The 25446-nt window shown below is 60.9% G+C and carries 26 protein-coding genes; 8 read left to right on the top strand and 18 right to left on the bottom strand.

Annotated features, from left to right (window positions below; genetic code table 11):
- Positions 1 to 28 precede the first annotated feature (28 nt).
- The 5 genes from BN1127_RS05635 to BN1127_RS05655 form a co-directional block, all read right to left on the bottom strand.
- A complete protein-coding gene (locus BN1127_RS05635; protein WP_041206379.1) occupies positions 29 to 217 on the bottom strand; it encodes a hypothetical protein in 189 nt (62 codons plus the stop codon).
- 58 nt (positions 218 to 275) lie between these two features.
- Positions 276 to 2207, bottom strand: a complete 1932-nt coding sequence (locus BN1127_RS05640) for a putative bifunctional diguanylate cyclase/phosphodiesterase (RefSeq protein ID WP_041206381.1) — start codon at positions 2205 to 2207, stop codon at positions 276 to 278.
- A gap of 25 nt (positions 2208 to 2232) precedes the next feature.
- Complete coding sequence (locus BN1127_RS05645) at positions 2233 to 2730, bottom strand: putative pterin-binding protein (protein WP_041206383.1); 498 nt, start codon at positions 2728 to 2730, stop codon at positions 2233 to 2235.
- A gap of 95 nt (positions 2731 to 2825) precedes the next feature.
- Positions 2826 to 4460: a chaperonin GroEL gene (groL, locus tag BN1127_RS05650; RefSeq protein ID WP_005331807.1), complete on the bottom strand. Its 1635-nt coding sequence runs from the start codon at positions 4458 to 4460 to the stop codon at positions 2826 to 2828.
- 43 nt (positions 4461 to 4503) lie between these two features.
- Positions 4504 to 4797, bottom strand: coding sequence for a co-chaperone GroES (locus BN1127_RS05655; RefSeq protein ID WP_005309514.1), 294 nt, complete (start codon positions 4795 to 4797; stop codon positions 4504 to 4506).
- A 242-nt stretch (positions 4798 to 5039) separates the two neighbouring features.
- On the opposite strand from BN1127_RS05655, the gene BN1127_RS05660 reads away from it, so the two are divergent.
- On the top strand, positions 5040 to 6374 hold the full coding sequence (locus BN1127_RS05660) for an MATE family efflux transporter (RefSeq protein ID WP_231557444.1): 1335 nt from the start codon (positions 5040 to 5042) through the stop codon (positions 6372 to 6374).
- Between the two features lie 37 nt (positions 6375 to 6411).
- Here BN1127_RS05660 and BN1127_RS05665 read toward each other — a convergent pair whose 3' ends face one another.
- Positions 6412 to 6888, bottom strand: coding sequence for an FxsA family protein (locus BN1127_RS05665; protein ID WP_041206385.1), 477 nt, complete (start codon positions 6886 to 6888; stop codon positions 6412 to 6414).
- A 448-nt stretch (positions 6889 to 7336) separates the two neighbouring features.
- Between BN1127_RS05665 and aspA the strand changes: the two genes are divergently transcribed.
- Positions 7337 to 8779 carry an aspartate ammonia-lyase gene (gene aspA, locus BN1127_RS05670; RefSeq protein WP_005331800.1) on the top strand — a complete coding sequence of 481 codons (1443 nt, stop codon included), beginning with the start codon at positions 7337 to 7339 and terminating at the stop codon, positions 8777 to 8779.
- A gap of 129 nt (positions 8780 to 8908) precedes the next feature.
- On the top strand, positions 8909 to 10228 hold the full coding sequence (locus BN1127_RS05675; protein ID WP_041206386.1) for an anaerobic C4-dicarboxylate transporter: 1320 nt from the start codon (positions 8909 to 8911) through the stop codon (positions 10226 to 10228).
- A gap of 129 nt (positions 10229 to 10357) precedes the next feature.
- Here the strand turns inward: BN1127_RS05675 and gshA are convergent, their stop codons facing one another.
- The 4 genes from gshA to BN1127_RS05695 are packed head-to-tail and all read right to left on the bottom strand — an operon-like array spanning position 10358 to position 16266.
- A complete protein-coding gene (gene gshA / locus BN1127_RS05680; protein ID WP_042648807.1) occupies positions 10358 to 11956 on the bottom strand; it encodes a glutamate--cysteine ligase in 1599 nt (532 codons plus the stop codon).
- Between the two features lie 60 nt (positions 11957 to 12016).
- Positions 12017 to 14830 (bottom strand): M16 family metallopeptidase, encoded by a 2814-nt coding sequence (locus BN1127_RS05685; protein WP_042648808.1) that lies wholly within the window; start codon positions 14828 to 14830, stop codon positions 12017 to 12019.
- 27 nt (positions 14831 to 14857) lie between these two features.
- Positions 14858 to 15295 (bottom strand): YqaA family protein, encoded by a 438-nt coding sequence (locus tag BN1127_RS05690; RefSeq protein WP_005331793.1) that lies wholly within the window; start codon positions 15293 to 15295, stop codon positions 14858 to 14860.
- A complete protein-coding gene (locus BN1127_RS05695) occupies positions 15292 to 16266 on the bottom strand; it encodes an NADP-dependent oxidoreductase (protein ID WP_042648809.1) in 975 nt (324 codons plus the stop codon). The genes BN1127_RS05690 and BN1127_RS05695 overlap by 4 nt, the downstream gene beginning before the upstream one ends.
- 56 nt (positions 16267 to 16322) lie before the next feature.
- On the opposite strand from BN1127_RS05695, the gene BN1127_RS21165 reads away from it, so the two are divergent.
- Complete coding sequence (locus tag BN1127_RS21165) at positions 16323 to 16490, top strand: hypothetical protein (RefSeq protein ID WP_162472074.1); 168 nt, start codon at positions 16323 to 16325, stop codon at positions 16488 to 16490.
- Positions 16491 to 16534: 44 nt separating this feature from the next.
- Here the strand turns inward: BN1127_RS21165 and BN1127_RS05700 are convergent, their stop codons facing one another.
- A complete protein-coding gene (locus BN1127_RS05700; RefSeq protein ID WP_042648810.1) occupies positions 16535 to 17533 on the bottom strand; it encodes a hypothetical protein in 999 nt (332 codons plus the stop codon).
- 246 nt (positions 17534 to 17779) lie between these two features.
- Here BN1127_RS05700 and BN1127_RS05705 point away from each other — a divergent pair, with 246 nt between their 5' ends.
- Together BN1127_RS05705 and BN1127_RS05710 are read left to right on the top strand one after the other, a co-directional pair.
- Complete coding sequence (locus BN1127_RS05705; RefSeq protein ID WP_042648811.1) at positions 17780 to 18070, top strand: hypothetical protein; 291 nt, start codon at positions 17780 to 17782, stop codon at positions 18068 to 18070.
- 26 nt (positions 18071 to 18096) lie between these two features.
- Positions 18097 to 18477 (top strand): hypothetical protein, encoded by a 381-nt coding sequence (locus BN1127_RS05710; RefSeq protein ID WP_005331789.1) that lies wholly within the window; start codon positions 18097 to 18099, stop codon positions 18475 to 18477.
- 497 nt (positions 18478 to 18974) lie between these two features.
- On the opposite strand, the gene BN1127_RS05715 is transcribed toward BN1127_RS05710, so the two are convergent.
- The 4 genes from BN1127_RS05715 to rpsF all read right to left on the bottom strand — a co-directional run bounded on the left by BN1127_RS05715 (position 18975) and on the right by rpsF (position 20977).
- Positions 18975 to 19718, bottom strand: coding sequence for a ferredoxin--NADP reductase (locus BN1127_RS05715; RefSeq protein ID WP_042648812.1), 744 nt, complete (start codon positions 19716 to 19718; stop codon positions 18975 to 18977).
- A gap of 113 nt (positions 19719 to 19831) precedes the next feature.
- A complete protein-coding gene (gene rplI, locus BN1127_RS05720) occupies positions 19832 to 20278 on the bottom strand; it encodes a 50S ribosomal protein L9 (RefSeq protein WP_005331773.1) in 447 nt (148 codons plus the stop codon).
- A gap of 49 nt (positions 20279 to 20327) precedes the next feature.
- Complete coding sequence (rpsR, locus tag BN1127_RS05725; protein WP_005313392.1) at positions 20328 to 20558, bottom strand: 30S ribosomal protein S18; 231 nt, start codon at positions 20556 to 20558, stop codon at positions 20328 to 20330.
- Between the two features lie 32 nt (positions 20559 to 20590).
- Entirely contained in the window at positions 20591 to 20977 is a 387-nt protein-coding gene (gene rpsF, locus BN1127_RS05730; RefSeq protein WP_005331771.1) for a 30S ribosomal protein S6, read from the bottom strand.
- A 236-nt stretch (positions 20978 to 21213) separates the two neighbouring features.
- Between rpsF and BN1127_RS05735 the strand changes: the two genes are divergently transcribed.
- On the top strand, positions 21214 to 22437 hold the full coding sequence (locus BN1127_RS05735) for an Nramp family divalent metal transporter (protein ID WP_042648813.1): 1224 nt from the start codon (positions 21214 to 21216) through the stop codon (positions 22435 to 22437).
- A 113-nt stretch (positions 22438 to 22550) separates the two neighbouring features.
- Positions 22551 to 23399, top strand: coding sequence for an alanyl-tRNA editing protein (locus BN1127_RS05740; RefSeq protein WP_042648814.1), 849 nt, complete (start codon positions 22551 to 22553; stop codon positions 23397 to 23399).
- A 27-nt stretch (positions 23400 to 23426) separates the two neighbouring features.
- Here the strand turns inward: BN1127_RS05740 and BN1127_RS05745 are convergent, their stop codons facing one another.
- The 3 genes from BN1127_RS05745 to BN1127_RS05755 form a co-directional block, all read right to left on the bottom strand.
- Positions 23427 to 24263 carry a DMT family transporter gene (locus BN1127_RS05745; protein WP_005331764.1) on the bottom strand — a complete coding sequence of 279 codons (837 nt, stop codon included), beginning with the start codon at positions 24261 to 24263 and terminating at the stop codon, positions 23427 to 23429.
- 104 nt (positions 24264 to 24367) lie between these two features.
- The gene (locus tag BN1127_RS05750; protein WP_005331762.1) at positions 24368 to 24823 is read right to left on the bottom strand and encodes a GNAT family N-acetyltransferase; all 456 of its coding nucleotides are present in this window, start codon (positions 24821 to 24823) and stop codon (positions 24368 to 24370) included.
- 56 nt (positions 24824 to 24879) lie between these two features.
- Positions 24880 to 25446: a Crp/Fnr family transcriptional regulator gene (locus BN1127_RS05755; protein ID WP_041207080.1), complete on the bottom strand. Its 567-nt coding sequence runs from the start codon at positions 25444 to 25446 to the stop codon at positions 24880 to 24882.

Raw genomic sequence — 25446 nt, forward strand, 5'->3', positions numbered from 1 at the left:
AACTGGGACAGCGCCTTTTTCATTAGGGTCAGACGCGAATATCGATCTTGCTTCCCAGAGAAGCGCTGGCCGATGTCGGTGCTGCTGGAGCTGACTGAGCTGCTGTTGCCAGCAGTTTCAAAGCCGACTCGCCCTCCTGGGTCTGCTGTTTTTTGGCCAGGCTGGCCACCATCAGTGCAGAACCAAACGACGCATTTGCAGAACTAGAAATATCCATTGTGTACCTCCTGCCTAATCACTATCGGCCAGAGAATGGCAGACATGAGACCTATCGTTCAGAGCAGGTATGCCTTGTCTGGTGCACGCCGTGCGAGCCAACGTTCCTCCATCTCCAGCAGGGTCTGATAGGCCTTTGATGCCTGCTCCGGGCGACTGAACAGATAGCCTTGTCCGTAGAGATGGATGTCGGTCAATGAACGCAGCACGTCGAGCTGGCCCTGGGTTTCAATCCCCTCGCATACCAGCTTCTTGCCCAGCATGGAACCCATGCGGCAGATGTTGGCCACCAGCTCGGCCGCCTCGATGGAGGTGTCTATGCCCTGGATGAAGGATCTGTCTATCTTCACCTTGCTCACGGGCAGCTTCTGCAGATAGCTGAGAGAGGAGTAACCGGTCCCGAAGTCATCTAGCGCCAGATGAACCCCCTGCTGACTGAGATCCTGCATCAACTGCAGCGAATTCTTCACCTCGCGCATGGTGGTGTCTTCCGTCACTTCCAGCACCAGGCAGGAGGCCGGAATGTGGTGTTCCATCAAGGCCTTGGCCACCAGCTTCAACAAGTTGCGCTGGTACATGCCAGGGGAGATGTTGACGCACATCTGCAGATCGACCAACCCCAGGTGTTGCCACTGGTGGAGCTGCTCGCACGCCGTGTTCAGTACCCAGCTGCCAAGCTTCTCGGCCAGCTGGAACTCTTCCGCCACCTGGATCACCTCGTTGGGAGGAATGAAGCCAAGCTCAGGATGACGCCATCTCAGCAGCGCCTCGACCGCCTCGCAGCGACCGCTTTCCAGGTTGACGATGGGTTGGTAGTAAAGCTCCAGGGCGTTGTGTTCAAGAGCCATCACCATGTCGGAAGCGAGGTGCTTGCGCCTGGTGGTTTCGTTGAGCAGGGAGCTGTCATAGATGACATAAGGGACATGGGTCTTGCGGCTGTGGAACAGCGCCTGCTCCGCCCGGCTCAGCAGCTCCTGGGTCTGGTTGCTGTCCGTGGGGAAGAAAGCGATACCTATGCCCACTTCTAGCCGGAAGGGATAGTTGTCGATGATGATGTCTTGTTTGATGGAGTGGAGCACTCTCGCCACCAGCTCCCTGACCTGACGCAGATCGCTGCTGTCCCGTTGCAGCATGGCGAGCTGATCGCCCCCCAGACGAGCCACCCACTCGCCGTTTTCACACAGGGCCCGCAGCCGCTTCGCCAGCTCCTGCAGCAGTATGTCCCCAGTGCTGTAGCCAAACTTGCTGTTGATGTCACGAAAGTCATTGATGTCGACCAGTACCAGGCCAAAGGGGGTATCACGGCTGACGTAAGACTCCATCTTCTCCAGCAAGGCCAATCGGTTGGCCAGGCCGGTCAGCGGATCGACCCGGGCCGTTCTGAAATGACGCCTGGCTTCACGCACCAGCAGACCGCTAAGCAGAATGACGGATATCACCAGGCCCAACACCATGAATAACAGCGCATCGCGCAGTTGGCCGAAGCGCTTGTCATTGCCCGAATAGACGTTGATGTTCTTCTGCATCATGGAGGCGAGAGAGTAGGAGAGCGGCTCCTGCAAGGGCGCAAGGGTCATCATGATCTGCTGGTAATCCGACATCCCCGGCTTCAGCTTGGTCAGCTCCGGCTCCAGCTTGCGGATGTTGTTCTCGGTCAGCTGCACCAGCCGCAGCGTCTTCGGATTATCCGACAGGCTCTTGCGCAGCTGCCCACTCAGCAGAATCGGCGTCCGGCTCCACAGGATGTCGTAACGCAGCAGCAGGGTTTCATGATCGATACCGCCGTAGTGGTAAATCTCGACGGCATTGAGAAAGCGCCCCAGCTCTAGCTGCAACTGCATCAATGCCCAGGAGACGTCATAGGTGTACTTCTCCATTACCCGGGTCGCATTTTGTATCTGCACCAGGCAATACAGCGTGCTACCCGTGAATAACAGAATGGATAGATAAAGAACGCCGAGTAAGGGCCAAGCCCTGGTCTTCGCTTTCACCCAGTACTCCCGTAAGCCACCGTCTTTACTGCTGAATATCGATCGCGCTCAGTTGCCAGATCATCATGTCGGTGAACTCGGATCGCTTGAGTTCAGGATGCTGATCCAGCGGCAGGATAAACCAAAGCGGCCCTTTGTCACGTACCCGCATGGTTACCCCATCATCTTGCCAGGCCAGAATGGGATCGTATTGCCTGACCTTATCCCAGTTGATCCGGATCTGAAAGCTGTTCAAGGCAGTGAGCGTGATGCTCTTGCCATTGGCCTTCACCGCCGTCAGCACGTCCGCCAGCTTGGGCCCCACGTATTTGTGCGGTTTGTCCACCCAGGGATTGCTCGTCACTATCTCATGCTGTGGCAGGGCCTGGATCATGGCCATGTCGAAATCAACTTCACCATCAGCCGGGTTGGCGGGGTCCAGATTCCCTGTCACCTTGAGGATCACCGGCCCCTCGGGAGCGGCCAGGACCATGGTGGGAACGACAAGGGAAAACAGTAGCGGGATCAAACCTAATGTTCGCATGCTCACCTCAGATCATTTCACTATCAACAGCTTCAGCTTAGTAGCACTAAAAAAAACGGCCCGCAAAAGCGAGCCGTTTGATGACTATGACGGAATTACATCATACCCATACCGCCCATGCCACCCATATCAGGCATGGCAGGGGTATCTTTCTTCGGCAGCTCGGAGATCATGCACTCTGTGGTGATCATCAGGCCAGCGATGGAAGAGGCGAACTGCAGGGCAGAACGGGTCACCTTGGTCGGATCCAGGATGCCCATGGCCAGCATGTCACCGTACTGCTCGGTGTAGGCGTTGTAGCCGAAGTTACCCTCACCGTTCTTCACGGCGTTGGCAATGACGGAGGCTTCTTCACCGGCGTTGATGACGATCTGACGCAGCGGTGCTTCCATGGCGCGCAGAGCGACCTTGATGCCCACGTTCTGGTCTTCGTTGTCACCACGCAGGGAGGCCAGCTTGGCGGCCACGCGCACCAGCGCCACACCACCACCGGCAACCACGCCTTCTTCTACTGCAGCGCGAGTGGCGTGCAGGGCATCGTCAACACGGGCTTTCTTCTCTTTCATCTCGACTTCGGTGGCAGCGCCAACCTTGATGACAGCAACACCGCCGGCCAGCTTGGCCACGCGCTCTTGCAGCTTCTCACGGTCATAATCGGAAGAGGTATCTTCGATCTGCTGACGGATCTGAGCCACGCGGCTCTCGATCAGGGCTGCATCACCCACGCCATCGATGATGGTGGTGTTCTCTTTGGTGATGACGATGCGCTTGGCACGGCCCAGATCTTCCAGGGTCGCTTTTTCCAGCTCCATGCCCACCTCTTCGGAGATCACGGTACCACCGGTCAGGATGGCGATATCCTGCAGCATGGCCTTGCGACGGTCGCCGAATCCCGGCGCCTTGACGGCGGCGACTTTTACGATGCCGCGCATGGTGTTGACCACCAGGGTAGCCAGCGCTTCACCTTCCACATCTTCGGCCACGATGATCAGCGGTTTGCCCGCCTTGGCCACGCCTTCCAGCACCGGCAGCATTTCACGGATGTTGGAGACTTTCTTGTCCACCAGCAGGATGAAGGGATCATCCAGCTCGACGGAGCCGGTTTCCGGCTTGTTGATGAAGTAGGGGGAGAGGTAGCCACGGTCGAACTGCATGCCTTCTACCACAGCCAGCTCGTCTTCCAGACCCTGACCGTCTTCCACGGTGATCACACCGTCACGGCCGACCTTATCCATGGCTTCGGCGATCAGTGCACCCACTTTCTCGTCGGAGTTGGCGGAGATGGTACCGACCTGAGCGATGGCGTTGTTGTCGGCGCAGGGCTGGGACAGGGCCTGCAGCTCGGCGACGGCAGCTACAACGGCCTTGTCGATACCGCGCTTCAGATCCATGGGGTTCATGCCGGCGGCAACGGCCTTCAGGCCTTCGTTGACGATGGCTTGCGCCAGTACGGTAGCGGTGGTGGTACCGTCACCGGCGGCGTCGTTGGCCTTGGAAGCAACTTCCTTGACCATCTGGGCGCCCATGTTCTGGAACTTGTCTTCCAGCTCGATCTCGCGGGCAACGGAGACGCCATCCTTGGTGATGGTCGGGGCACCGAAGGACTTGTCCAGTACCACGTTGCGGCCTTTCGGGCCCAGGGTCACCTTGACGGCGTCGGCCAGGATGTTGACGCCTTCCAGCATTTTGATGCGGGCTTCGTTGCCAAACTTAACTTCTTTAGCTGCCATGTTCTTCAGTCCTTAAATCAATTCGGGAAAAAGGGGGAGGTGATTACTCTTCGACAATCGCCAGGATGTCGGTCTCGGACAGGATCAGCACGTCCTGGCCATCCAGCTTCTCGGTCTTCACGCCGTAGCCTTCGTTGAAGATCACCTTGTCACCCACCTTGACGGCGAGGGCTTTGACATCGCCATTGTCCAGAATTCGGCCAGTCCCCACGGCAAGAACTTCACCACGGGTGGACTTCTGGGCCGCAGTGCCAGTCAAGACGATGCCGCCAGCGGATTTGGCTTCAGCTTCGATGCGCTTGATGATGACGCGGTCGTGCAGTGGACGAATTTTCATCGATAACTCTCCCAAAATGAGTCTCTGTGTTGCTTGAGGAATGGCCGCAGTCGGCCAAATTTGTTATGCCCCTGATCTGGGGCAATTTGGGTAGCCCTTCAAGGGCAAATACAAAAAAAATATTTTCACGTACTATGAGTATCTTTGATGGATCACCCACCCCCAATCAGGAAGGCGGATGGACGCGGCCAGCATTTCGGCCCAGAGCACATAGAGACCCTGCCTTGAGCCGACCCAACCCCATGCTGACCGCCCCCATGACGCCAATGCTGCTGCGCATGACGGGGCCCATGATCCTCGGCATCGTTGCCATCCTCGCCTTCAACCTGGTCGATACCTTCTTCATCGGCATGCTGGGCACGGAAGCGCTCGCCGCCATCAGCTTCACCTTCCCGGTCACCTTCGTGGTCACTTCCCTCACCATGGGGCTGGGAGCTGGACTGTGCGCCCTGCTCGGCCATGCCCTGGGCCAGGGCCGTCACGACGAGGCCGCCCGCATCACCACCGACTGCCTGTTCCTTGCCGTCATCCTAGTGACCCTGCTCGCCGTGCTGGGGGCGCTGACCATAGAACCCCTCTTTACCTTGCTGGGCGCCAGCGCCGAGCTCATTTCTCTCATCCACGACTACATGCTGATCTGGTATCTGACCGTACCCATGCTGGTCATTCCCATGGTCGGCAATGCCGCCATCCGGACCACGGGGGATACCAAGACCCCCAGCCTGGTGATGGGGGTGGCCGGTCTGGTCAACGGGGTGCTGGATCCCCTGCTCATCTTCGGGCCCGGCCCTTTCCCCGAATGGGGCATTCGCGGCGCCGCCATCGCCACCTCCCTCTCCTGGTTGATGGCCATGCTGGTCAGCCTGCACATACTGCGCCAGCGGGAGCAACTGCTGTCATGGCGCCTCTCCCCTCGCCCGCAGCGGCTGGCCCACTGGCGCGCCCTGCTGCAGGTGGCCGTGCCCGCCTCCTTTACCAACATGCTCAATCCGCTGGCCAGCGCCGTGCTGATGGTCATCTTCGCCGGTCTGGGTACCGAGGTGGTGGCCGCCTATGGAGCCGCCTCCAGGGTGGAGGCGCTGCTGCTGATCGTGATGATGGCGCTCTCCTCGGTGCTGGCACCCTTCGTCTCGCAGAACTGTGGAGCGGGCAATCTGGCGAGGGCCAGGGCCGCCCTGCTGCTCTGCATGCGGTTCGCCCTGCTGTTCCAGCTCGCCATCTACGGCCTCGTCTGGCTGCTGGCGCCGCTCATCGCCAACCTGTTCAGCGATCACCCTCAGGTCGTTCGGCTGATCGTGCTCTACCTGCATTTGGTGCCCATCGGCTACGGTTTTCAGGGCATGGTGATGTTGCTGGCTTCGGCACTCAACGGCGTCAGGGCCTCGACGGTGTCATTCGTCTTCAACGGCATGCGGCTGTTCGTCTTCTTGCTGCCAGGGGCCTGGCTGGGGGCAAAGCTGGGGGGTGAGCAGGGGATCTATCTGGGGATATTGCTGGCAAACCTGGCGGCGGGGCTGCTGGCCTGGGGCTATGCCCACCGCAGGTTTGAGAGGCTCTGCCATCAGGTCAACCCCTGACGGCAAGGGCCCCAGGATGGCGGCCGATTCCGTTCACTCACTCTTTGCGTTCAAATTCCCCTTCAATCGTGGTTCCGCCACCCTTGGCCTGATCCGGCTGCCCCTCGCCAGGGTGCGCCCCGAACGGCGGTTGCTGTGCCTGGAAGCCCCCCATCTGCATCCTGAACTGGCTGCTGCTCACCAGCTTGTCGGCCAGCTTGTTGCGCAGCCAGGGCTGCAGCAGCAGGATGCCGAAGAAGTCGGTCACGAAGCCCGGAATGATCAGCAGCAGACCGGCCAACGCCAGCAGCATGCCGCCCATCACCTCGCGGCCCGGCATCTCTCCCTGTTGCATCTTCTGCTGGGCGCTGAACAGGGTCTTGATCCCCTCGCTGCGCACCAGAGAAGAGCCCAGCACCGCGGTCAGTACCAGCAGGCCCACGGTCGGCAAGGCACCTATCACCGAGCCCACCTCTATCATCACGGTGAGCTCCAGCAATACCAGGCCAACCAACAACAGTAACAACTTGCCCATAGCAACCTCAGTGCGGTGAATAAATGAACCTGCAATCACACAGTCAGCGGAGTATGGCCCATACCAACTCGCCATCATGCAGGTCTCTTGTCACTAAAATGGGGAGTCATGCCGGTTTTTCAAGTCTGCGACGCCAGACACCTCGGGATCGGAAGAAATATTTGGTCGCCCAACTGTGATTGAAGTGATTGTTCTGTCAAAGTTAATCGCTCAATTGCAATATCTGTTTAATGACCACAAGATATTTGAGGTTGCCTCAAATTTAGTGATCCAAGTCTAATATCAGATACCCCAATTGAGGTAAAATCTATTCCAGTCATTGCACAGGGAACCACGGGTTCCCCACTGCCCCACCCGATGTGTGGTGCTTCAGGATGAAATGTGCGTAAGGATGTCGCGGCCACTCGGTGAGGATCGTTTCCATTTATCTGATTTCTGAGGCATTACAATGAGCGACATCAAGAACGTCCGCATTGAAGAAGACCTGCTGGGCACCAAAGAAGTTTCCAACGATCTCTATTACGGTGTGCATACCCTGCGCGCCGTCGAGAACTTCAAGATCAGCACTCAGAAGATTTCTGACGTTCCCGAATTTGTCCGTGGCATGGTGCTGACCAAGAAGGCCGCCGCACTGGCCAACGGTGAGCTCGGCACCATACGTCCCGAAATTGCTGACAAGATCATCGAAGCCTGTGATCTGATGCTGAATACCGGCAAATGCTTCGACCAGTTCCCGGTCGATGTCTATCAGGGCGGCGCCGGTACCTCCGTCAACATGAACACCAACGAAGTGCTGGCCAACATCGCCTTGGAAATCATGGGTCTGGAGAAGGGACGTTACGACGTCATCAACCCGAACGACCACGTCAACAAGTGCCAGTCCACCAATGACGCCTACCCCACCGGTTTCCGCGTCGCCGTGGTCAACAGCACCGACACCACCCTGTATGCCCTGGAAGCGCTGATCGCAGCCTTCGATACCAAGGCCCAGGAATTCAAGAGCATCCTGAAGATGGGCCGTACCCAGTTGCAAGATGCTGTCCCCATGACCCTGGGTCAGGAGTTCCATGCCTTCGCCGTGACCCTGCGCGAAGAGATCAAGTCCATCAAGCGTTGCCAGGAACTGCTGCTGGAAGTGAACCTGGGTGCCACCGCCATCGGGACCGGTCTGAACACCCCGCCCGAGTACTCCGCCCTGGCCATCAAGCGGCTGGCCGAGATCACCGGTCGCGCCTATGTGCCGGCAGAGGATCTCATCGAAGCGACCTCCGACTGCGGTGCCTATGTGATGCTGCACGGTGCCATCAAGCGTCTGGCCATGAAGCTGTCCAAGATCTGCAACGACCTGCGTCTGCTCTCCTCCGGTCCGCGCACTGCCCTGAAGGAAATCAACCTGCCGGAAATGCAGGCTGGCTCCTCCATCATGCCGGCCAAGGTCAACCCGGTCATTCCGGAAGTGGTCAACCAGTCCTGCTTCAAGGTGTTCGGCAATGACGTCACCATCACCTTCGCCGCCGAAGCCGGTCAGCTGCAGCTGAACGTCATGGAGCCGGTGATTGGTCAGGCCATGTTCGAATCCCTGAGCCTGATGGAAAAAGCCTGCATTTCCCTGCGCGAGAAGTGTGTGGAAGGCATCACCGCCAACCCGGACATCTGCATGAACCACGTGCTGAACTCCATCGGCATCGTGACCTACCTGAACCCCTTCATCGGTCACCACGAAGGCGACATCGTCGGCAAGATCTGTGCCCAGACCGGCAAGAACGTCCGCGAAGTCGTGCTTGAGCGCGGCCTGCTGACCGCCGAGCAGCTGGACGAGATCCTCTCCATCGAGAACCTGATGAACCCGCAATACAAGGCCAAGCGTTACACCCGCGAAGCCACCGTATAAGCGAGCAGATGGGCCGGGTTTATCCCGGCCCATTAAAGTCAATTCCCGAGCGACCTCCTGCAAGTCCCATCGGGAATTGGCTTTTCAGCCCAATAAAACCTAAAAAAACTGGAAAATGGAGTGTTCGCTATGATTGGAATCGAGTTACTTGTGGTGCTCGCCGCTATCTATCTGGGAGCCCGGATAGGCAGCATAGGTATCGGCTTCGCCGGTGGTCTGGGGGTATTGGTGCTGACCTGGGGGCTGGGCATGCCCATCCCGAGCGATCAGCTGGTGACCTACCTCCCCTGGGACGTGATCATGATCATCGCGTCCGTCATCTGCGCCATCGCCTGCATGCAGCTCGCCGGCGGGATGGACTATCTGGTGCACCTGGCCGAGAAGGCCCTGCGCAAGAATCCCAAGCACATCACCTTCGCCGCCCCGGTCGTCACCTACCTGATGACCATGCTGGCCGGTACCGGTCACACCGCCTTCTCCACCCTGCCGGTGATCGCCGAAGTGGCCAAGGAGCAGGGCATTCGTCCCTCCCGTCCGCTCTCCATCGCGGTCGTTGCCTCCCAGATAGCCATCACCGCCTCCCCCATCTCGGCGGCCGTGGTTGCCTTCTCCGGCATGCTGGAGCCGCTGGGCGTTGACTACCTGACCCTGCTGGCCATCTGCATCCCGTCCAGCTTCATCGCCTGTCTGCTGGGGGCCTTCGTGGCCAACATGCTGGGCAAGCCGCTGGAGCAGGATGAGGTCTATCTGGAGCGCAAGGCCAAAGGCCTGATCAAGCTGCGCGGCACCAGCAAGGTGGAGCTCAAGCCCTATGCCAAGCTCTCCGTCGGCATCTTCATCGTCGCCATCGTCGCGGTCATGGCCTATGCCACTGCCATCTCAGGCAACGTGGGCCTGATCGCCAGCCCGCCCATCCCCCGCGATGGCGCCATCATGGGCATCATGCTCTCCGCCGCCACCCTGATGGTGCTGTTCTGCAAGCTGGACGCCGCCCAGATCACCAACATGCCGACCTTCAAGTCCGGCATGTCGGCCTGTATCTGCGTGCTGGGCGTGGCCTGGCTCGGCAACGTCTTCGTGAAAGGCAACATGGTCGAGATCCAGGCGTTCGCCGGCGATCTGCTGAGCCAGTACAGCTGGCTGCTGGCCGTGGTGCTGTTCTTCTCCTCCATGCTGCTTTACTCCCAGGGCGCCACCACCAAGGCCCTGATGCCGGCTGCGCTGGCACTGGGTGTCAGCCCGCTGGCGGCCATCGCTTCCTTCGCTGCCGTGAGCGCCCTGTTCGTGCTGCCGACCTACCCGACCCTGCTGGCGGCGGTCGAGATGGACGACACCGGCTCCACCCGGATTGGCAAGGCGGTGTTCAACCACCCCTTCTTCATCCCGGGCGTGGCCACCATCGCCATGGCAGTGGCACTGGGCTTCTTCTTCGGCGGTCTCATCCTCTGATAGCGGTCCCCTCCTTTGCGAAACGGCCCTCCGGGGCCGTTTTTTTATGCCTGCTGCGGGCAGGATCCCACCTCTACGCCCATAAAAAAGCCGCTCAAGGGAGCGGCTCTCGTCACTGTGATGGCACCCTCAGGCGGTGGTCTGCCGGGTCCCGAAATAATCGGCGAGGAAGTCGTCGAAGGAGAGGCTGTCGCCGCGCTCCCGCTCCCGCTGCTTGGCCAGGGACTCCCGCGCCTCACCGGCGAAGTAGGCCTCATCCCAGTACTGCAGCTCACCGGCCAGCATCTCTTCCCGGTAGCGGCTCGCCAGCTCGTCGCCGAAGCAGCCATTGTCCTGGCCGCTTTCCAGCAACTGCTTGAGCAGGCGGGCGGAATAGGTCAGCTCGGGATTGAGCAGCTTCTCGCGGTGCATGGCCAGCGTCTCGCGGTAGCGGTTGCGGCCGCAGCAGCGATCCAGCAGCCCGGCGACCTGGTCCAGCTCGTCGAACAGCTGGAGCCCGAACTCCTTGAGGCCGATGGCAGCACCCTGTTCATCTTCCAACTCCAAACCAGGACGGCGCCCTTCCAGCACCACCTTGTTCTGGTTGCGGCGGTTACGGGCAATCTCCTCCTCGGTCAGCAGCGGGGAGGGTCGCAGCAGGCACCAGACCAGGAACAGATCGAAGAAGCGGATCTGATCCACCTCGATGCCGAACGGGGTGAAGGGGTTCACGTCCACGGTGCGCAGCTCGATGTATTCGATGCCGCGCTGCTCCAGCGCATCCGAGGGCTTCTCGCCGCTGCGCGGGGTACGCTTGGGCCGGATAGGAGCATAGAGCTCGTTCTCCAGCTGCAGCACGTTGTCGTTGAGCTGGCGGTACTCGCCGTTCACCTTGACCCCAATCTTGGCAAACTCGGGATCATGGGTGTTGATGGCGCGGCGCAGGCTGCTCACGTAGGCCGGCAGGTTGTCATGGCTGATCTTGAGCCCCGCCTGGGCGCTGTTGGTGTAACCGAGATCGGACAGGCGCAGGGCGGTGGCATAGGGCAGATAGAGGGTTCCCTTGCCGGTCTTCTGGAATGGCAGGCTGCTCTTGCGCCCCTTGAGGAAGGAGTCGCAGATGGCCGGGGAGGCGCCGAACAGATAGGGCACCAGCCAGCCGAAGCGGTAGACGTTGCGAATAAGCCCCATGTACTTGTCGGAGATGAAGCGCTGGCTGCAGCACCCCTCTCCCACCAGATCCTGCCACTCGCACCAGAAGCTGTCCGGCATGGAGAAGTTGAAGTGCACCCCGGCGATCACCTGCATCAGGCTGCCGTAGCGGTTCTTCAAGCCTTGGCGATAGAGGGTCTTCATGCGCCCGATGTTGGAGCTGCCGTACTGGGCCAGGCGAATGCTCTCCTCGTCGCCGACGAAGCAAGGCATGGAGAGCGGCCAGATCCGCTCATCCCCCAGGTGGTGAATGGCGTGACGGTGGATGTCGCCGAGCTGCTCGATCAGGCTCTCGATGGAGTCGGTCGCCGGGGTGATGAACTCCAGCAGGCTCTCGGAGTAGTCGGTGGTGATGTTGGCATGGGTCAGCGCCGACCCCAGGCCTCTGGGGTGATCGGTCTGGGCCAGGGTCCCTTCGGGGGTGATGCGCAGACATTCACGCTCGATCCCGCGCCGGATCCCCTTGAGGGCGGTCACCCGTTCCGGGGTTCCCAGCGCGGTCAGCAACTCGGTGAGCGACAAGCTAGTAGTAGTCATATTCACGGCTCATGTATGGCCGCCCCACCTGGGGCGGCGCTCATTTTTATGCAACGCCCCTCAAGGCAATTGCAGTGGATAGATGGGAAGATGAAGCTCGCTCAAGGGTTTTTCAAGCTTTTGCTTGTCCCCCACCACCACAATCACCATGTCGGCGGGATCGAGCCAGCGGGCTGCACTGGCTTTTAGCGTCTCGGGTGACACCGTTTTGATCAGCTGATTCTGGGCCTGCACATAGTCCGGCTTCAGGTCATACATGATCATCTGCAGCAGGAAGCCCGCCTTCTGGCCCAGGGTCTCGTAGGAGAGCGCATCCTGCTGGGAGACGGCGCTGCGCATGTAGGCCAGCTCCACCGGGGTGGGCCCGCTCGCACGGTAGCCGTCCATCTCCTTGAGGAACTGACGGATGGCATCCGCGGTGGCGTCGGTGCGCACGTTGGCGCCGGTGGCGAAGATGCCAGCCTCGCGGTTCGCCTGGAAGCCCGAGCTGGCGCCATAGGTGTAGCCCTTGTCTTCCCGCAGGTTGAGGTTGATGCGGCTGTTGAAGTTGCCCCCCAGGTTGAAGTTCATCAGGTTGGCGACGAAGTACTCCCCCGTGGTGTCAAACGGCATGGCACGGCGACCGATGCGGATCACCGACTGGGGCGCCCCCGGCTTGTCCACCAGGTAGATGCCCGCCTTGGCCTGCTCCCCCTTGAGCTTGAGATCCCCCAGAGTCGGTGCCGCCCCCTGCCACTCGGTGAGGAAGCCCAACTGCTGTTCCACCTGCTGCTGGGTCACGTCCCCGGTCACCACCACCTTGGCATTGGTCGGGTTGTAGTAGGCATGATAGAAGCGCTTCACGTCCGCCAGGGTCAGCTTCTCGACGTCGGTCAGCACCCCGTCGGTCGGCTGGCCGAGGCGATTCTGCTTGCCGTACACCAACTCCCGGAACGCCTGCCCCGCCAGCCACTCGGGCTGCTGTTCGCTCTGTTTCATCCCTTGCAGCGTCTGTGCCTTGAGCCGCTCGAAGTCCGCCTCCCGCAGACCGGGTTGCAGCAACACCTCGCGCACCAGTGCCAGCGTCTGGGGCAGCTTGTCGGTCAGGCTACTGATGGTGATGAGATTGTTGTACTGGGCGGTCGAGACGCTGATGCTGGCGCCGAGCTTTTGCAGCTCGTCGCTGAGCTCGGCCTCGGAGAGGCGCGCCGTCCCCTGCCCCAGCATGGCGGCGGTGAGGCTGGCGAGCCCCAGCTCACCCTTGCCCTCGGCCCGGATGCCCCCCGGCAGGGCGATCATGATGGAGACGGCCGGGATCTCGTCACTTCGGGTACCGATGATCTCGATGCCCTTGTCCAGCTTGCCATGCCAGATGGCGGGCACCTTGACGCTGACCGCCTCTGCCGTCCTGGGCTGCACGCTGCGATCGAAGCTGTCCTTGATCGTTTGCTGGGCCAGCTGCTCCCCATGCTGGCTGTAATCCGGCAGCTCGCGCTTGGCCGGGGTGAAGTTCGGCGTGCCCGCCTGCCACTGGGTCTTGCCCTTGGGCACCACGCTCAGCACCACGGAGTGCCTGTTCGCGATGAACTTGTCGTAGGCTGCCTTGACCTGCTGGGCATTCACCTGGCTGATGGCATCCAGGTTCTTGAACACATAGTTGGGGTCCCGGGTCATCACCTGACCCATGGCGAGCTGGCTCACCTTGCCCTCGATGCTGTCCAGCCCCCAGATGGCGGAGGCACGGTAGCTGCTGATGGCCTTCTCCAGATCCGCGGGCTTGATGCCGCGTTGGGCAAATTCGCCGATCACCTTGTCCACCTCCCCCTTGAGGGTCTTGAGGCTGCCATCCACCGCCGGGTTCGGGTAGGCGTAGACCGCCAGGGTACAGGCCAGCTCCTCGCAGGAGTGGGACGCCCCCACCTCGATGGCCTTGCCGGTCTTGACCAGGGACTGATAGAGCATGGAGCTGGCGGAGCCACCGAGCACGTCGGCAAAGATGTCCAGCGCCGGCTCCTGCGGATCGCCAAGGGACACGGTCGGGTAGCTGATATAGAGCAGCGGCAGGTGCACCTTGTCTTCCAGCGTCACGTAGCGGGTCTCGGGCAAGATCGCAGGTTTCGGCGTCGGCTCGGCCACCTCGGGGCCACGGGGAATGGGGCCGAAGTATTGCTCAATCCAGGCCAGCGCCTGCTTGGTGTCGAAGTCACCGCCCAGGGTCAACGTGGCGTTGTTCGGGCCATACCAGCGCAGGAAGAACTGCTTGAGGTCGTTCACATCGACCCTGTCCAGATCCTCCACATAGCCGATGGGCTGCCAGGAGTAGGGATGGGTGCGCGGATAGAGCGCCTCCCCCACCTTCTCGCTGAGCAGGCCGTAGGGCTGGTTGTCGATGCGCTGGGCCCGCTCGTTCTTGACGGTGGCACGCTGGATCTCGAACTTCTTCTGGCTCACCGCATCGAGCAGGAAACCCATGCGATCCGCCTCCAGCCAGAGCACCTTCTCCAGCTGGTTGGCCGGTACCGTCTCGAAATAGTTGGTCCTGTCCTTGTTGGTGGTGCCGTTCATCTCGCCACCGGCCTCATTGATGATCCGCATGTGCTCCTGATCGCCCACGTGTTTGGAGCCCTGGAACATCATGTGCTCGAAGAAGTGGGCAAAACCCGACTTGCCGACCGTCTCCCGCGACGACCCCACGTGATAGGTGACATCCAGGTGTACCAGGGGATCGGATTTGTCCGGCGCCAGGATCACGGTCAGGCCGTTGTCCAGCCTGTACATCTGATAGGGAATGCCAAGCTTGCCTTCCTGCCTGACCTGCTCGGACACCAGGGTGGGCGCTGCCAGCACGGGCAGGGAAAGTCCCAGGAGAATGCTTAATGGAATGAGTTTGTTCACGGTTACCTCGTGAGTGACAAAAATGGGCTAGAAGATCTGGCTGGCCAGCAGAAACACCAGGGCATAACGAAGCAATTTACCGAGCCCGATCAGGATGAGAGAGCGCCAGAAGGAGAAGCGAAGCCAACCGGCCAGCAGGCAGAGGCCATCGCCGATCACCGGCGTCCAGGCGAGCAGCAGGCACCAATGACCATGCTGTTTGAGCCAGGCGAGCGCTTTTTGTTCCCCACGGCCTTGAAAATCTTCCGGTTTTTTCTTGTGTGTGGCGAGCCGACCGAGCCACCAGGTGGTCATGGAACCCAGGGTGTTGCCCAGCGTCGCCCACAGCAGCAGGCTGGCCATGCTCCACTCTCCCCGGGTGGCCATGGCCCCCAGCAGCACTTCCGAGCTGCCGGGCAGCAGGGTGGCGGAGGTGAAGGCGCTCAGAAACAGCCAGCCCAGCCCCATCTCGGCGATGTCGTTCATCCGGGCTGGCCGTCGGCGGCAGGCATGCGCAGCAGCAGCTTGCCCCGCACATGACCGCCCTCGATGGCGCCATGGGCCAGTGCCCCTTCCGCCAGGGGGAACTCACCGGAGAGGGTGATATGCACATCTCCCTGACGCAGCAGCATCAGTACCTGGGTCAGCTGTTTTTGATCGGGGTGGACCAGCATGCCGAGCACCTCTATGCCCGCCTCGGCCCCCGCCTCCTTGATCTGCTGGGCCGTGATGGTGGGCACAGTCACCAGGCGGCCACCCGGTTTGACGCAGGCCAGCGCCGCCTTGCCGCTCTCGCCCCCCATCAGATCCAGCACCAGATCGACCTGACCGCCGGCCACCACTTGAGCAACCCAGTCTGCGTCATTGTAATCCACCATCTGGCTGGCTCCCAGCCCGTGCAGGAAGCTGTGGTTGTCGCGACTCGCCGTCGTCACCACCTCGGCGCCATAAGCGCTGGCAAACTGCACCGCCAGATGGCCCACACCGCCGGCACCGGCCAGGATCAGCACGCGCTGCCCGCCCTTGAGGGCACCGTGTTCGAACAGCCCCTGCCAGGCGGTAAGGCCCGCCAGCGGCAGCGCAGCCCCCTGCTTGAGACTGACCCCGTCGAGCCTGACCAGCTCGTCCTCGCGTACCACCACAGATTCCGCATAGCCACCGGCCGTCAGGGGAAAGCCCACCATGCCGCACACCGCATCCCCTTCCACCAGAGTGGCGACATGGGGGCCGACCTTCTCCACCACGCCGGAGACGTCATAGCCCGGGGTCCAGGGCAGCTTGTCCTTGTTCTGGGCCGCCGCCCAGCCGAGGCCGGCCCGGGTCTTGGCATCGATGGGGTTGACCCCCGCAAAACAGATGCGTACCCGGACTTCCCCCTCGGCGGGCACCTTGTCCAGGGAGGGGTTGAGCCGAAGTACCGAGGGGTCGCCGAATGCGGTAATCTGTAGCTGCGTCATTGCACAATCCATCCTGTTGATTGATCAAGGGTCAACAGAATAACAGCGAGGACACCATGGCTCGAATGTTTCTTATTCCTCTGTTGCTGGCCCTGGGGTGGTGGGCGTTTCTGCTCTACTTCCGCATTCCGCTCAAGCAGGGTGCCAAGGGGTTTTACTGGATCATCGGCATAGGTGGGGGACTTGCCGCCTTCTTCAGCCTGATGATGGTGCTCACCCACTGACGCGCCTGCGGCAACAAAAAGGCCACCCTGAGGTGGCCCGGATCTCAACCCGCCTGCGCACTGAGGTGGTAGTGGCGATTGCTGCCCTGCCCCAGCACCCCCTGGGCCAGCAGATGCTGGAACACCCTGTCCACCTCTTCCAGCGAGAGGGAGAGGGCCTCGGCCACCTTGCGCTTGCTGCACTTGAGCTCTCCGCTCTCCAGCGCGCTGCGCACCTGGGCCACCACGGCCGGTGCGGGCTCTGGTCTGCTCACCACCATGGGTGCGGCGACAGCTGACTCGACCTGGCGAACCTCGGCTTCTTCCCGCGCCCGTTGCAACTGCCATTGACGGCGGAAGCGGTTCTCCTCGCCGATCAGGCTGACGAAAAAGGCACCGAACGCATCCAGCAACACCGAGAGGAAGCAGACCAGCAGGAACTGTACCTGGCTGATGCTCATGCCCACCCCGTCCGCCAGGCTGCTCATCAACCCCAGCATGGAGGACTGCTCATTGACAGGCTTGGCGTCGCGCTCCTGGCGCAGCTCATCCTGCTTCAGCCTGAGCTTGGTGTTGGCCTGCTGCAATCCGCTCACCCCGCTGGAGATCCGCGCCATCTCTATGTATTTGCGCGCCGCCTCCTCGTTGAGCTGGATCTGCCGCTCTATGCTGGCAATCTGCTCGTCGAAGCGGGCGATCTCCCGCTCGTGGCGCGCCTGCTGGCTCAAGATGGTGTTGGTGGCGCTGTTGATGCCGCCAATGCTGCCACCGATGGAGATGGCAGCCAGCACGCTGTAAAACAGCAGCGACCAGAAGGCACCGCCGAGATCCCGCCGTGCCTTGCACTCGCCATATTCATACCAGACATAGAACTTGCCCAGTTCGAAGATGATGGCCAGACCGCCAAACAACCACTTCATCAGGGGGTTGTCGTCGATGGAGAGAAACAGCAGCAGGGAGAAGACGATGGAGGCCAGAATGGCCAGCCCGGTAAAACTGTACACCGTGGTCAGTGCGAACCAGCCCTTGGGATAGCGCAATGCGGCGGGAGCCTGTGTGGTCATGATGGAGAGGGTATGCCGTGCAGGAAAAGTTGGCTGCCGATTATAGTCACCGGGCGGTCGGAGAGAAGGGCAAATACCTGAATTCCCTCATATGGATAACCAGCTGTCCATAGTGCGACCAAAACGGACGAATCGGCAGCAGAAAACCGCTACAATCGACCTCAGACTTGAAGGGAGTATTTCGTTGTGCCTGGGTTCAGCCCGGCGCGCTACACTGACTCCCTATTGCCATTATCCGAGGACATCATGAACAGAACGACTACGCTGCTGCTCTCCCTGCTTCTGGTTGCCGGCACCTCCATCTCATCGGTCCAGGCTCAGGAGCAGGGGAATAACGCTTTCTCCGTTGACGAGCTCACCTTCAATCTGGACTGGAATGACACGCAATTTGACTGGTCGCAGACAAGTTGTCTCGATCTGGGGGTCGGTGAGGATGCCTCTGCCGATTGCAAGGGCGTCAAGCTCAACCTGGATGATGAGACGCCCCGCAACCAACCCCCCAGCACCAACCAGATCCCGGCCAGCCCGGAACAGTGACTAGTCACGACAGGAGCCTCTCTGATATGACACATCCCAAGCGCAATACCATGATCAACCGCACCGCTCTGCTGCTCTCTCTGTTCATTGTCCACGGCGTCGCCTTTGCTGCGCCTCCTTCCAAGAACAACGACGACATCAAGATCTCCACCGATCGGGGCCAAATCAGCCTGGATTGGGACGACAAGGAGTACGACTGGTGGCAGAACAACTGCCTGAATATCAGCACCCGCAGCAGCAGTATCAAACTCAACTGTGACAACATGGATGGCAAGTATCGCGACCACTACAACCGTAGCATCCACAGCGGCAACAACCCGGGCAAGGGCCACGACAAGAACGACTGGGACAGCAACGACAACGCGAAATACAAAGAAAAAGGCAACGGGAAAGGCAAGAACAAGTAATGGCTCAGGGGCTCCGGCCCCTGAATGCGTTCACTGACGCTGATAGTGGCCAACTTATTGCCAAAGCTCAGAACTCATGAAACTCTGTGACTGTTGACTTCCCCCCCATCAAGACTCGATAGCCCCCTCCATGGTCTTGGCAAAAAGTTGAATCATGTCATTTTACGAACGTTCACCACCCATTCCTCACCAGATCAATCACCATGGTGCCAAGGTGTTGTTCCGCCCCGGTTAAGGCTGGCGGCGATAGACTGCCTCTCCTCCAGCCGTCATCGAGGCCATCATGCGCAACCCCATTTCCCACCTGCTCGCCCGGTTACTGAACAGCGGCGCAGCATTTGAAGCCCCTCTTACCCGGCGCAGCCCCACCCAAGATGCTGGCTCCCATCAGGAAGAACAGGGAGCGAGAAGGCAGCCACTTGGCGATATTCCCCGCACTGAGGGCTCTTGCAAGCACGATGGTGACAAGATAGGTCGCTGACCGCCCCTGCTGGCGTCTACCAGTAATTTTCCATGCTGATGTTGCCGGGGGCCCGGCGCAGGTTCTTGGCAAGACCAAGCTCCAGCAGGGTTTGCTGCGTCTCCTTCACCATGGCGGGATTGCCGCAGATCATCACCTGGCTGTGCTCAGCCGAGAATGCGAGCCCGACCCTGGCCTGCAGCTCGCCGCTGGCAATGGCCGCCGGGATCCGACCGGGCAACGCGTCGGGCCAGGGTTCGCGGCTGACGAAAGGCACGTAGTGAAAACGGGGCCCATACTGCTCGACCAGGCTGGTAATCAGGCCCTGATAGGTGAGCTCCTCCCCCTTGCGCACCCCGTGCACCAGCACCAGATTCTCGAAACGCTCGAAGACCTCCCTCTCAGCCAGCATGGCGAGGAAGGGGCCTATGGCCGTGCCGGTGGAGAGCAGCCAGAGATCCCGTCCCGGCGGGAGCTCGTCCAGGGTCAGGAAGCCCGTGGCCTGAGACTGAACCAGCAAGGAATCCCCCGGTTGCAAGGCACCGAGGGAGGGGGTCAGTTCGCCGTCCGGGATCTCGACCAGATAGAATTCGTGGTAGGGGGCGGAGGGGGGATTAACGAAGGAATAGGCGCGCTGGATCCGCTGATCGCCCCGTTGCAGGGCAAGCTTGGTAAATTGCCCCGCCTTGTAGGGGGCGAGATCCGCCGCTATGCGCAAGGAAAACAGGGTGGGCGTCCACTCGATGCGCTCGAGTACCCGACCTTCGACCCAGGCTGCCATACAGGTTCTCCTCCAAAGAAACAGAACCTCACTCTACCCCTTGATCCCCTCTTGATTCAAAAAGAAAAAAACCCGCGCATGTGCGCGGGTTTTTTCTGCAAAGCGAATCGCTATTACAGAGCAACAACCTGGATCTGTACGGTTGCCTTGACGTCAGCGTGCAGCTGAACAACAACTTCGTACTCGCCGGTGTTACGCAGAACGTTGCCCATACGGACTTCGCTCTTGGCAACGGCGACGCCGGCAGCAGTGATGGCTTCAGCCACGTCACGGGTACCGATGGAACCGAACAGCTTGCCTTCGTCGCCAGACTTGGAGGCGATGACAACGGCAGCCAGTTCACCCAGCTTGGCAGCGCGCTCTTCAGCGGCAGCTTTACCGGCAGCCAGTTTGGCTTCCAGTTCAGCACGGCGAGCATCGAAGGTCTCGATGTTGGCCTTGGTAGCCATAACGGCCTTGCCTTGCGGGATCAGATAGTTACGGGCGTAGCCAGCTTTAACAGCGACTTGATCACCCAGACCGCCCAGTTTGGCGATTTTGTCGAGCAGGATAACTTGCATTACCTTTCCTCTATAAAAGTTGAGTTAGGCTTAAGTGCCGGACCGATTCTTACTTGTTGTGCAGATCGGTGTACGGCAGCAGAGCCAGGTAACGAGCACGCTTGATGGCGCGTGCCAGCTGACGCTGATACTTGGCGCGGGTACCGGTGATACGGCTCGGTACGATCTTGCCAGATTCAGTGACGTAGTTTTTCAGAGTAACGATATCTTTGTAGTCGATCTCGGTAACGTTCTCGGCGGTGAAGCGGCAGAACTTACGACGACGGAAATAACGTGCCATGGCCTTTATCCTCTAATGCGGTGATCTAAGAATTACTCTTCGGAAGACGCTTCAACAGCATCTTCGCGGCGCTCGTCGTCACGACGGGTGAAGCGCTCTTCCTTGGCCTTGGCCATCGGAGAAACTTCAGTCACGGCGTGCTTGGTGCGCATGATCATGTTGCGGATAACGGCATCGTTGAAGCGGAAGTTGGTTTCCAGTTCGTCGATAACGGCCTGCTCAGCTTCTACGTTCATCAGAACATAGTGAGCCTTGTGCAGCTTGTCGATCGGGTAAGCCAGCTGACGACGGCCCCAATCTTCCAGGCGATGAATGGTGCCACCAGCGGTGGTGATAGCGCCGGTGTAACGCTCGATCATGCCAGGTACTTGCTCGCTCTGGTCCGGATGAACCATGAAGACGATTTCGTAATGACGCATTTTAGCTCCTTACGGATTAATTCAGCCTCCGCCCAGGTGCAGCCAGACCTCGGAGGCAAGGAACATAGTGGTGTTTAGACGCTGCTTTCTAGGGCGGCGTATTGTACGAAATAGCCTCTCCCACTGCAACTGGCGTCGACAGATGTTTTTGTCGATGACCCTGATGCAAAACTTCAATTGATAATAATTATCATTTAGATCTATTCTATCTCCATGCTCTTATGGAGGGTGACACCATGCAACCCGCATTGACCACGGCCATCCCGGCCCGCAAATTCAAGCTGACCCTGCTTGGCCCCGCCTTCATCGCCGCCATCGGCTACATAGATCCGGGCAACTTCGCTACCAACATCCAGGCCGGTTCCACCTTTGGTTATCAACTGCTGTGGGTGGTGGTCTGGGCCAACCTGATGGCCATGGTGGTGCAGACCCTCTCCGCCAAGCTCGGCATCGTCACCGGCAAGAATCTGGCGGAGCACATCCGGGACAAATTACCCAAACCGGCAGTCTGGGCCTACTGGGTGCAGGCGGAGATCATCGCCATGGCCACGGATCTCGCCGAGTTCATCGGCGCAGCTGTGGGCTTCAAGCTGCTGTTCGGGGTGACGCTGCTGGAAGGGGCCTGCATCACTGCCGTGGTCACCTGGGGCATTCTCATGCTGCAATCCCGCGGCCAGAAGCCGCTGGAGTTCGTGGTGGGAGGTCTGCTGCTGTTCGTGGCCGCCGCCTACATAGTCGAGCTGGTCTTCTCCCGCCCCCATCTGCCCAGCCTGCTGGAAGGCGCCCTCTTCCCCGGCCTGCCCAACGGCGATGCCGTCTATCTCGCCGCTGGCGTGCTCGGTGCGACAGTCATGCCCCACGTCATCTATCTCCACTCGGCGCTGACCCAGCACACCCAGGATCAGGGCAGCGTGCCCCAGCGGCTGCACAGCACCCGGGTCGATGTGGCCATTGCCATGACCATAGCCGGCTTCGTCAACCTGGCCATGATGGCCATGGCCGCTGCGGCCTTCCACGACGCGGGCCACCAGCAGGTGGCGGAACTGGAAACGGCCTACCAGACACTCACTCCCTTGCTGGGTCAGGCTGCCGCCACCCTGTTCGGGCTCTCTCTGGTCGCGTCTGGCATCTCCTCCACCGTAGTCGGGACTCTGGCAGGCCAGGTGGTGATGCAGGGCTTCGTGCGCTTCACCATACCGCTCTGGCTGCGCCGGGCCATCACCATGGCCCCCGCCTTCGTGGTGATCGCCATGGGACTCAACACCACTGAGATCCTGGTGCTGAGCCAGGTCATCCTGAGCTTTGGCATCGCCCTCGCGCTCATTCCGCTGCTGATCCTGACCGGCGATCGCACCCTGATGGGGGAGCATCGCAACCATCCACTGACCCAGGCAATCGGTCGCGTCATAGTCGCGCTGGTGATCGGCCTCAACGCCTATCTGCTGGTCACCATGATCTAGTGTTCACTCCGCCATCTTCGAGCCGGCTCGTTAACAGAGGTTAATGAGCCGGCCCCCGCTTTGGCGTATGCTGCCGCTTTCTCTTCTCTATTTCTCGTTGCGGAAGCCTTGCCATGGAACACACCCGAGTCAGCTTCGTGCTGGGCCATCATCAGGAACAGGCCAGCGTCGTCTATTGCGAGCAGGGGCAACCCAGCCTGCTGGTCACCAACCTCACCCCCTTCCATCCCCAGAGCCACCTCTGGCCCGATCAACCGGGGGATGTGGGCACTGTGCGCTGGGATGGGGGCGAGGCGGCCGTGGGCCCCTGCAGGATGGGAGCCATCAGCCCGGAAGGCAGGCTGTTCGTGGATCAGGATATTCCGGTCAAGCGGGGCGCCGAGGGCTGGGCCTTCGTGGTGGTGCATCCCCTCGCCGGCTCCCATCAGCTTGCCATCGGCACGCAGGTGGAACTGAGGGTGGATGCCGAGGCCCGCCACTCCCTGAGTCTGGGTCACAGCGGCTGCCATCTGGTGGCGCTGGCCCTCAACCGGGCTCTCATCCCCTACTGGCGCAAGGAGGTGAGCGAGCGCGATGCACTGGATCAGCCCGATTTCGACCGCCTCGCCATCCAGACCTCGCGGGTCGAACCTCTGAGCTCCCGGGAGCAATACCGCATCGGCAAAAGCCTGCGCAAGAAGGGAGTCAACAGTGAGGCACTGCTGGCGGATCTGGCGCTGATAGAAGAAAAGGTCAACCGGCAACTCGCTAGCTGGCTGGCTGCGGGTGGCGAGATCAGTCGCTCGCGAGCAGACGAGGCCATCATCGACTCCCGCTACTGGCACTGCACGCTTGAGGGAAAAGAGCTGACCATCCCCTGCGGCGGCACCCATGCCGGCACTCTGGCGGAGCTGGGTCAGGTCAAAGTACAGCTCGCCCCCGCAGAGGAGGGGTTCAGCCTGCTCTCCGAAGTCACCCCCTGAGTCGACGACAGATCCGGCTTCTCCCCATCAGCCAAGCCGGATCAACAATATGCCGCAGAGGATCACCAGGGCCGCCATCAGCCTGACTCGCCCCAGCCGCTCCCCCAGCCAGAGCCAGGAGAGCAGCACGGCAAACAGCACGCTGCTCTCGCGCAGCGCCGCCACCAGCCCGATGGGAGCCAGGGTCATGGCCCAGATGACGATGCCGTAGGCAAGCAGCGAGAGGGCGCCGCCCAGGGCGCCCGAATACCACTCGGCCCGGGTCAGGCTGCGCAAGGCGGTGCGGCTCTGCCATCTCATCAGCAGCGGCATCACCAGGGCCGTCAGGGTAAAGAGCCAGAGGGTATAGCGTATCGGCTCCCCCGCCGAGCGGGCCCCGACCCCGTCAGACAGGGTATAGGCGGCGGTAAACAGCGCCGTGATCAGCACGGCGCACAGGGCCGCAGGCGCCAGCCGGATGCCGCCGCGCCAGGCCATCAGCAAGACCCCGCCCACCAGCACCATGGCCCCCGCCACAGCCACGACACCGGGCACCTCCCCCAGCAGCAGGGCGCCGAGCAGCAAGGTCACCAGGGGCGCGCTGCCACGGGCCAGTGGATAGATCTGGCCAAACTCCCCCAAACGGTAGGCCCGGCCGAGAAAGAGGCTATATCCGCAGTGCAACAGGATGGAGAGTGCCAACCAGGGATATTCGACCGGGGCCGGCCACCCCACCAGCGGCAGGAAAGGCAGGGAGAAGAGGCCGGAGCAGAGGGAGACCAGCAACACGCTGACACGCCCCTCGGCCTGGCGCTTGGCCAGCGCATTCCACAGGGCGTGCAGCAAGGCGGCCAGCAAGATGGCCGCGAAGATGGAGAGGGTCACGACGGGGTTCCAATCAACAAGGGAGTGGGATCATACCCGTTTGTGTCGCAACAAGGTGGGAGCCCGCTCATGTCTGCCCCCTATCCCTTTCACAGCACAGAGAGTCAGCCCGGCAGCTTGCGCATGCCAACGTGAGGAATATCGTCCTCCAGATAGCCCTCCCCTTCCGGTGCGAAGCCGTGCTGGCCATAGAAGCCCTGCAGGTGAGCCTGGGCGCCGAGCCAGATGCTGTGCGCCGGCCAGCGGGCCGTGCAGGCGGTCACCGCCTCATCGAGCAAGCTGTGGCCCAGACCGCCCCCTCTCGACTGGGGGGAGGTGACCACCCGGCCTATGGCGGCGCCATTGTCGTCACCGATGCCGGGGGCCATGATGCGGGCATAGGCGGCCAGATGATCGCCTTCATAACCGAGCAGGTGCAGCACACCGTCCCGGCGATCCACCCCATCCAGATCCTGGAAGGGGCAACTCTGCTCCACCACGAACACCTCGGCCCGCAGTGCCAGCAACTCGTACAACTCGTCCGTGGTCAGTGCAGACCAGGGTTTCAGGATCCAGTTCATCGGCGACTCCTTATCAATTCGGCCTGCCAGCATAGGTGAGCGCAGCCAGGGCGGCATTAACCTTTGTTAAGACTCTTAAGCCGTTTGCGAATGCGACTAAGACTGATGGGACTGATGCCGAGATAGGCGGCGATCTGGTGATCCGGCACCCTGGCATCCAGTGCGGGGAAGCAGTCCAGGAAGTGCTGATAGCGGGCCTGGGGGCTCTCGGTCAACAGCAGCAGCTCTTTTTCTTCCTTGATGCGCAGCTGCACTTCCAGCAGGTGCTGATACCAGGCGGACCAGCAGGAGAGCGGACGCAGGTCGGCCAGCTGGAACAGCTGCAAGCGGCAGGGTTCCAGCGCCTCCACGCTGTAGCGGGCGGGTTCGCCACTGAGCAGGTGATGGAAGTCGAGAAACTCGTCCCCCTCCCAGTAGAACTCCTTGATGTACTCCCGCCCATCCGCCAGCACCACCCTGGCCCGCAGCAACCCCTGCTCCACCCTGATCAGCAGATCCGGACTGTCGCCGGCGTGCCAGAGGCAAGATCTGGGGGCGAGCGTCAGCGGCCGGGCAAAAGAGAGGAGGCGCCTGGCCTCCTGCTCATCTGTGACCCTGTCCCGGAAAAAGGGAGGTCTGTCCAT

Source organism: Aeromonas media (genome assembly GCF_000819985.1).
In the GTDB taxonomy this organism is placed as follows: Bacteria; Pseudomonadota; Gammaproteobacteria; order Enterobacterales; family Aeromonadaceae; genus Aeromonas; species Aeromonas media.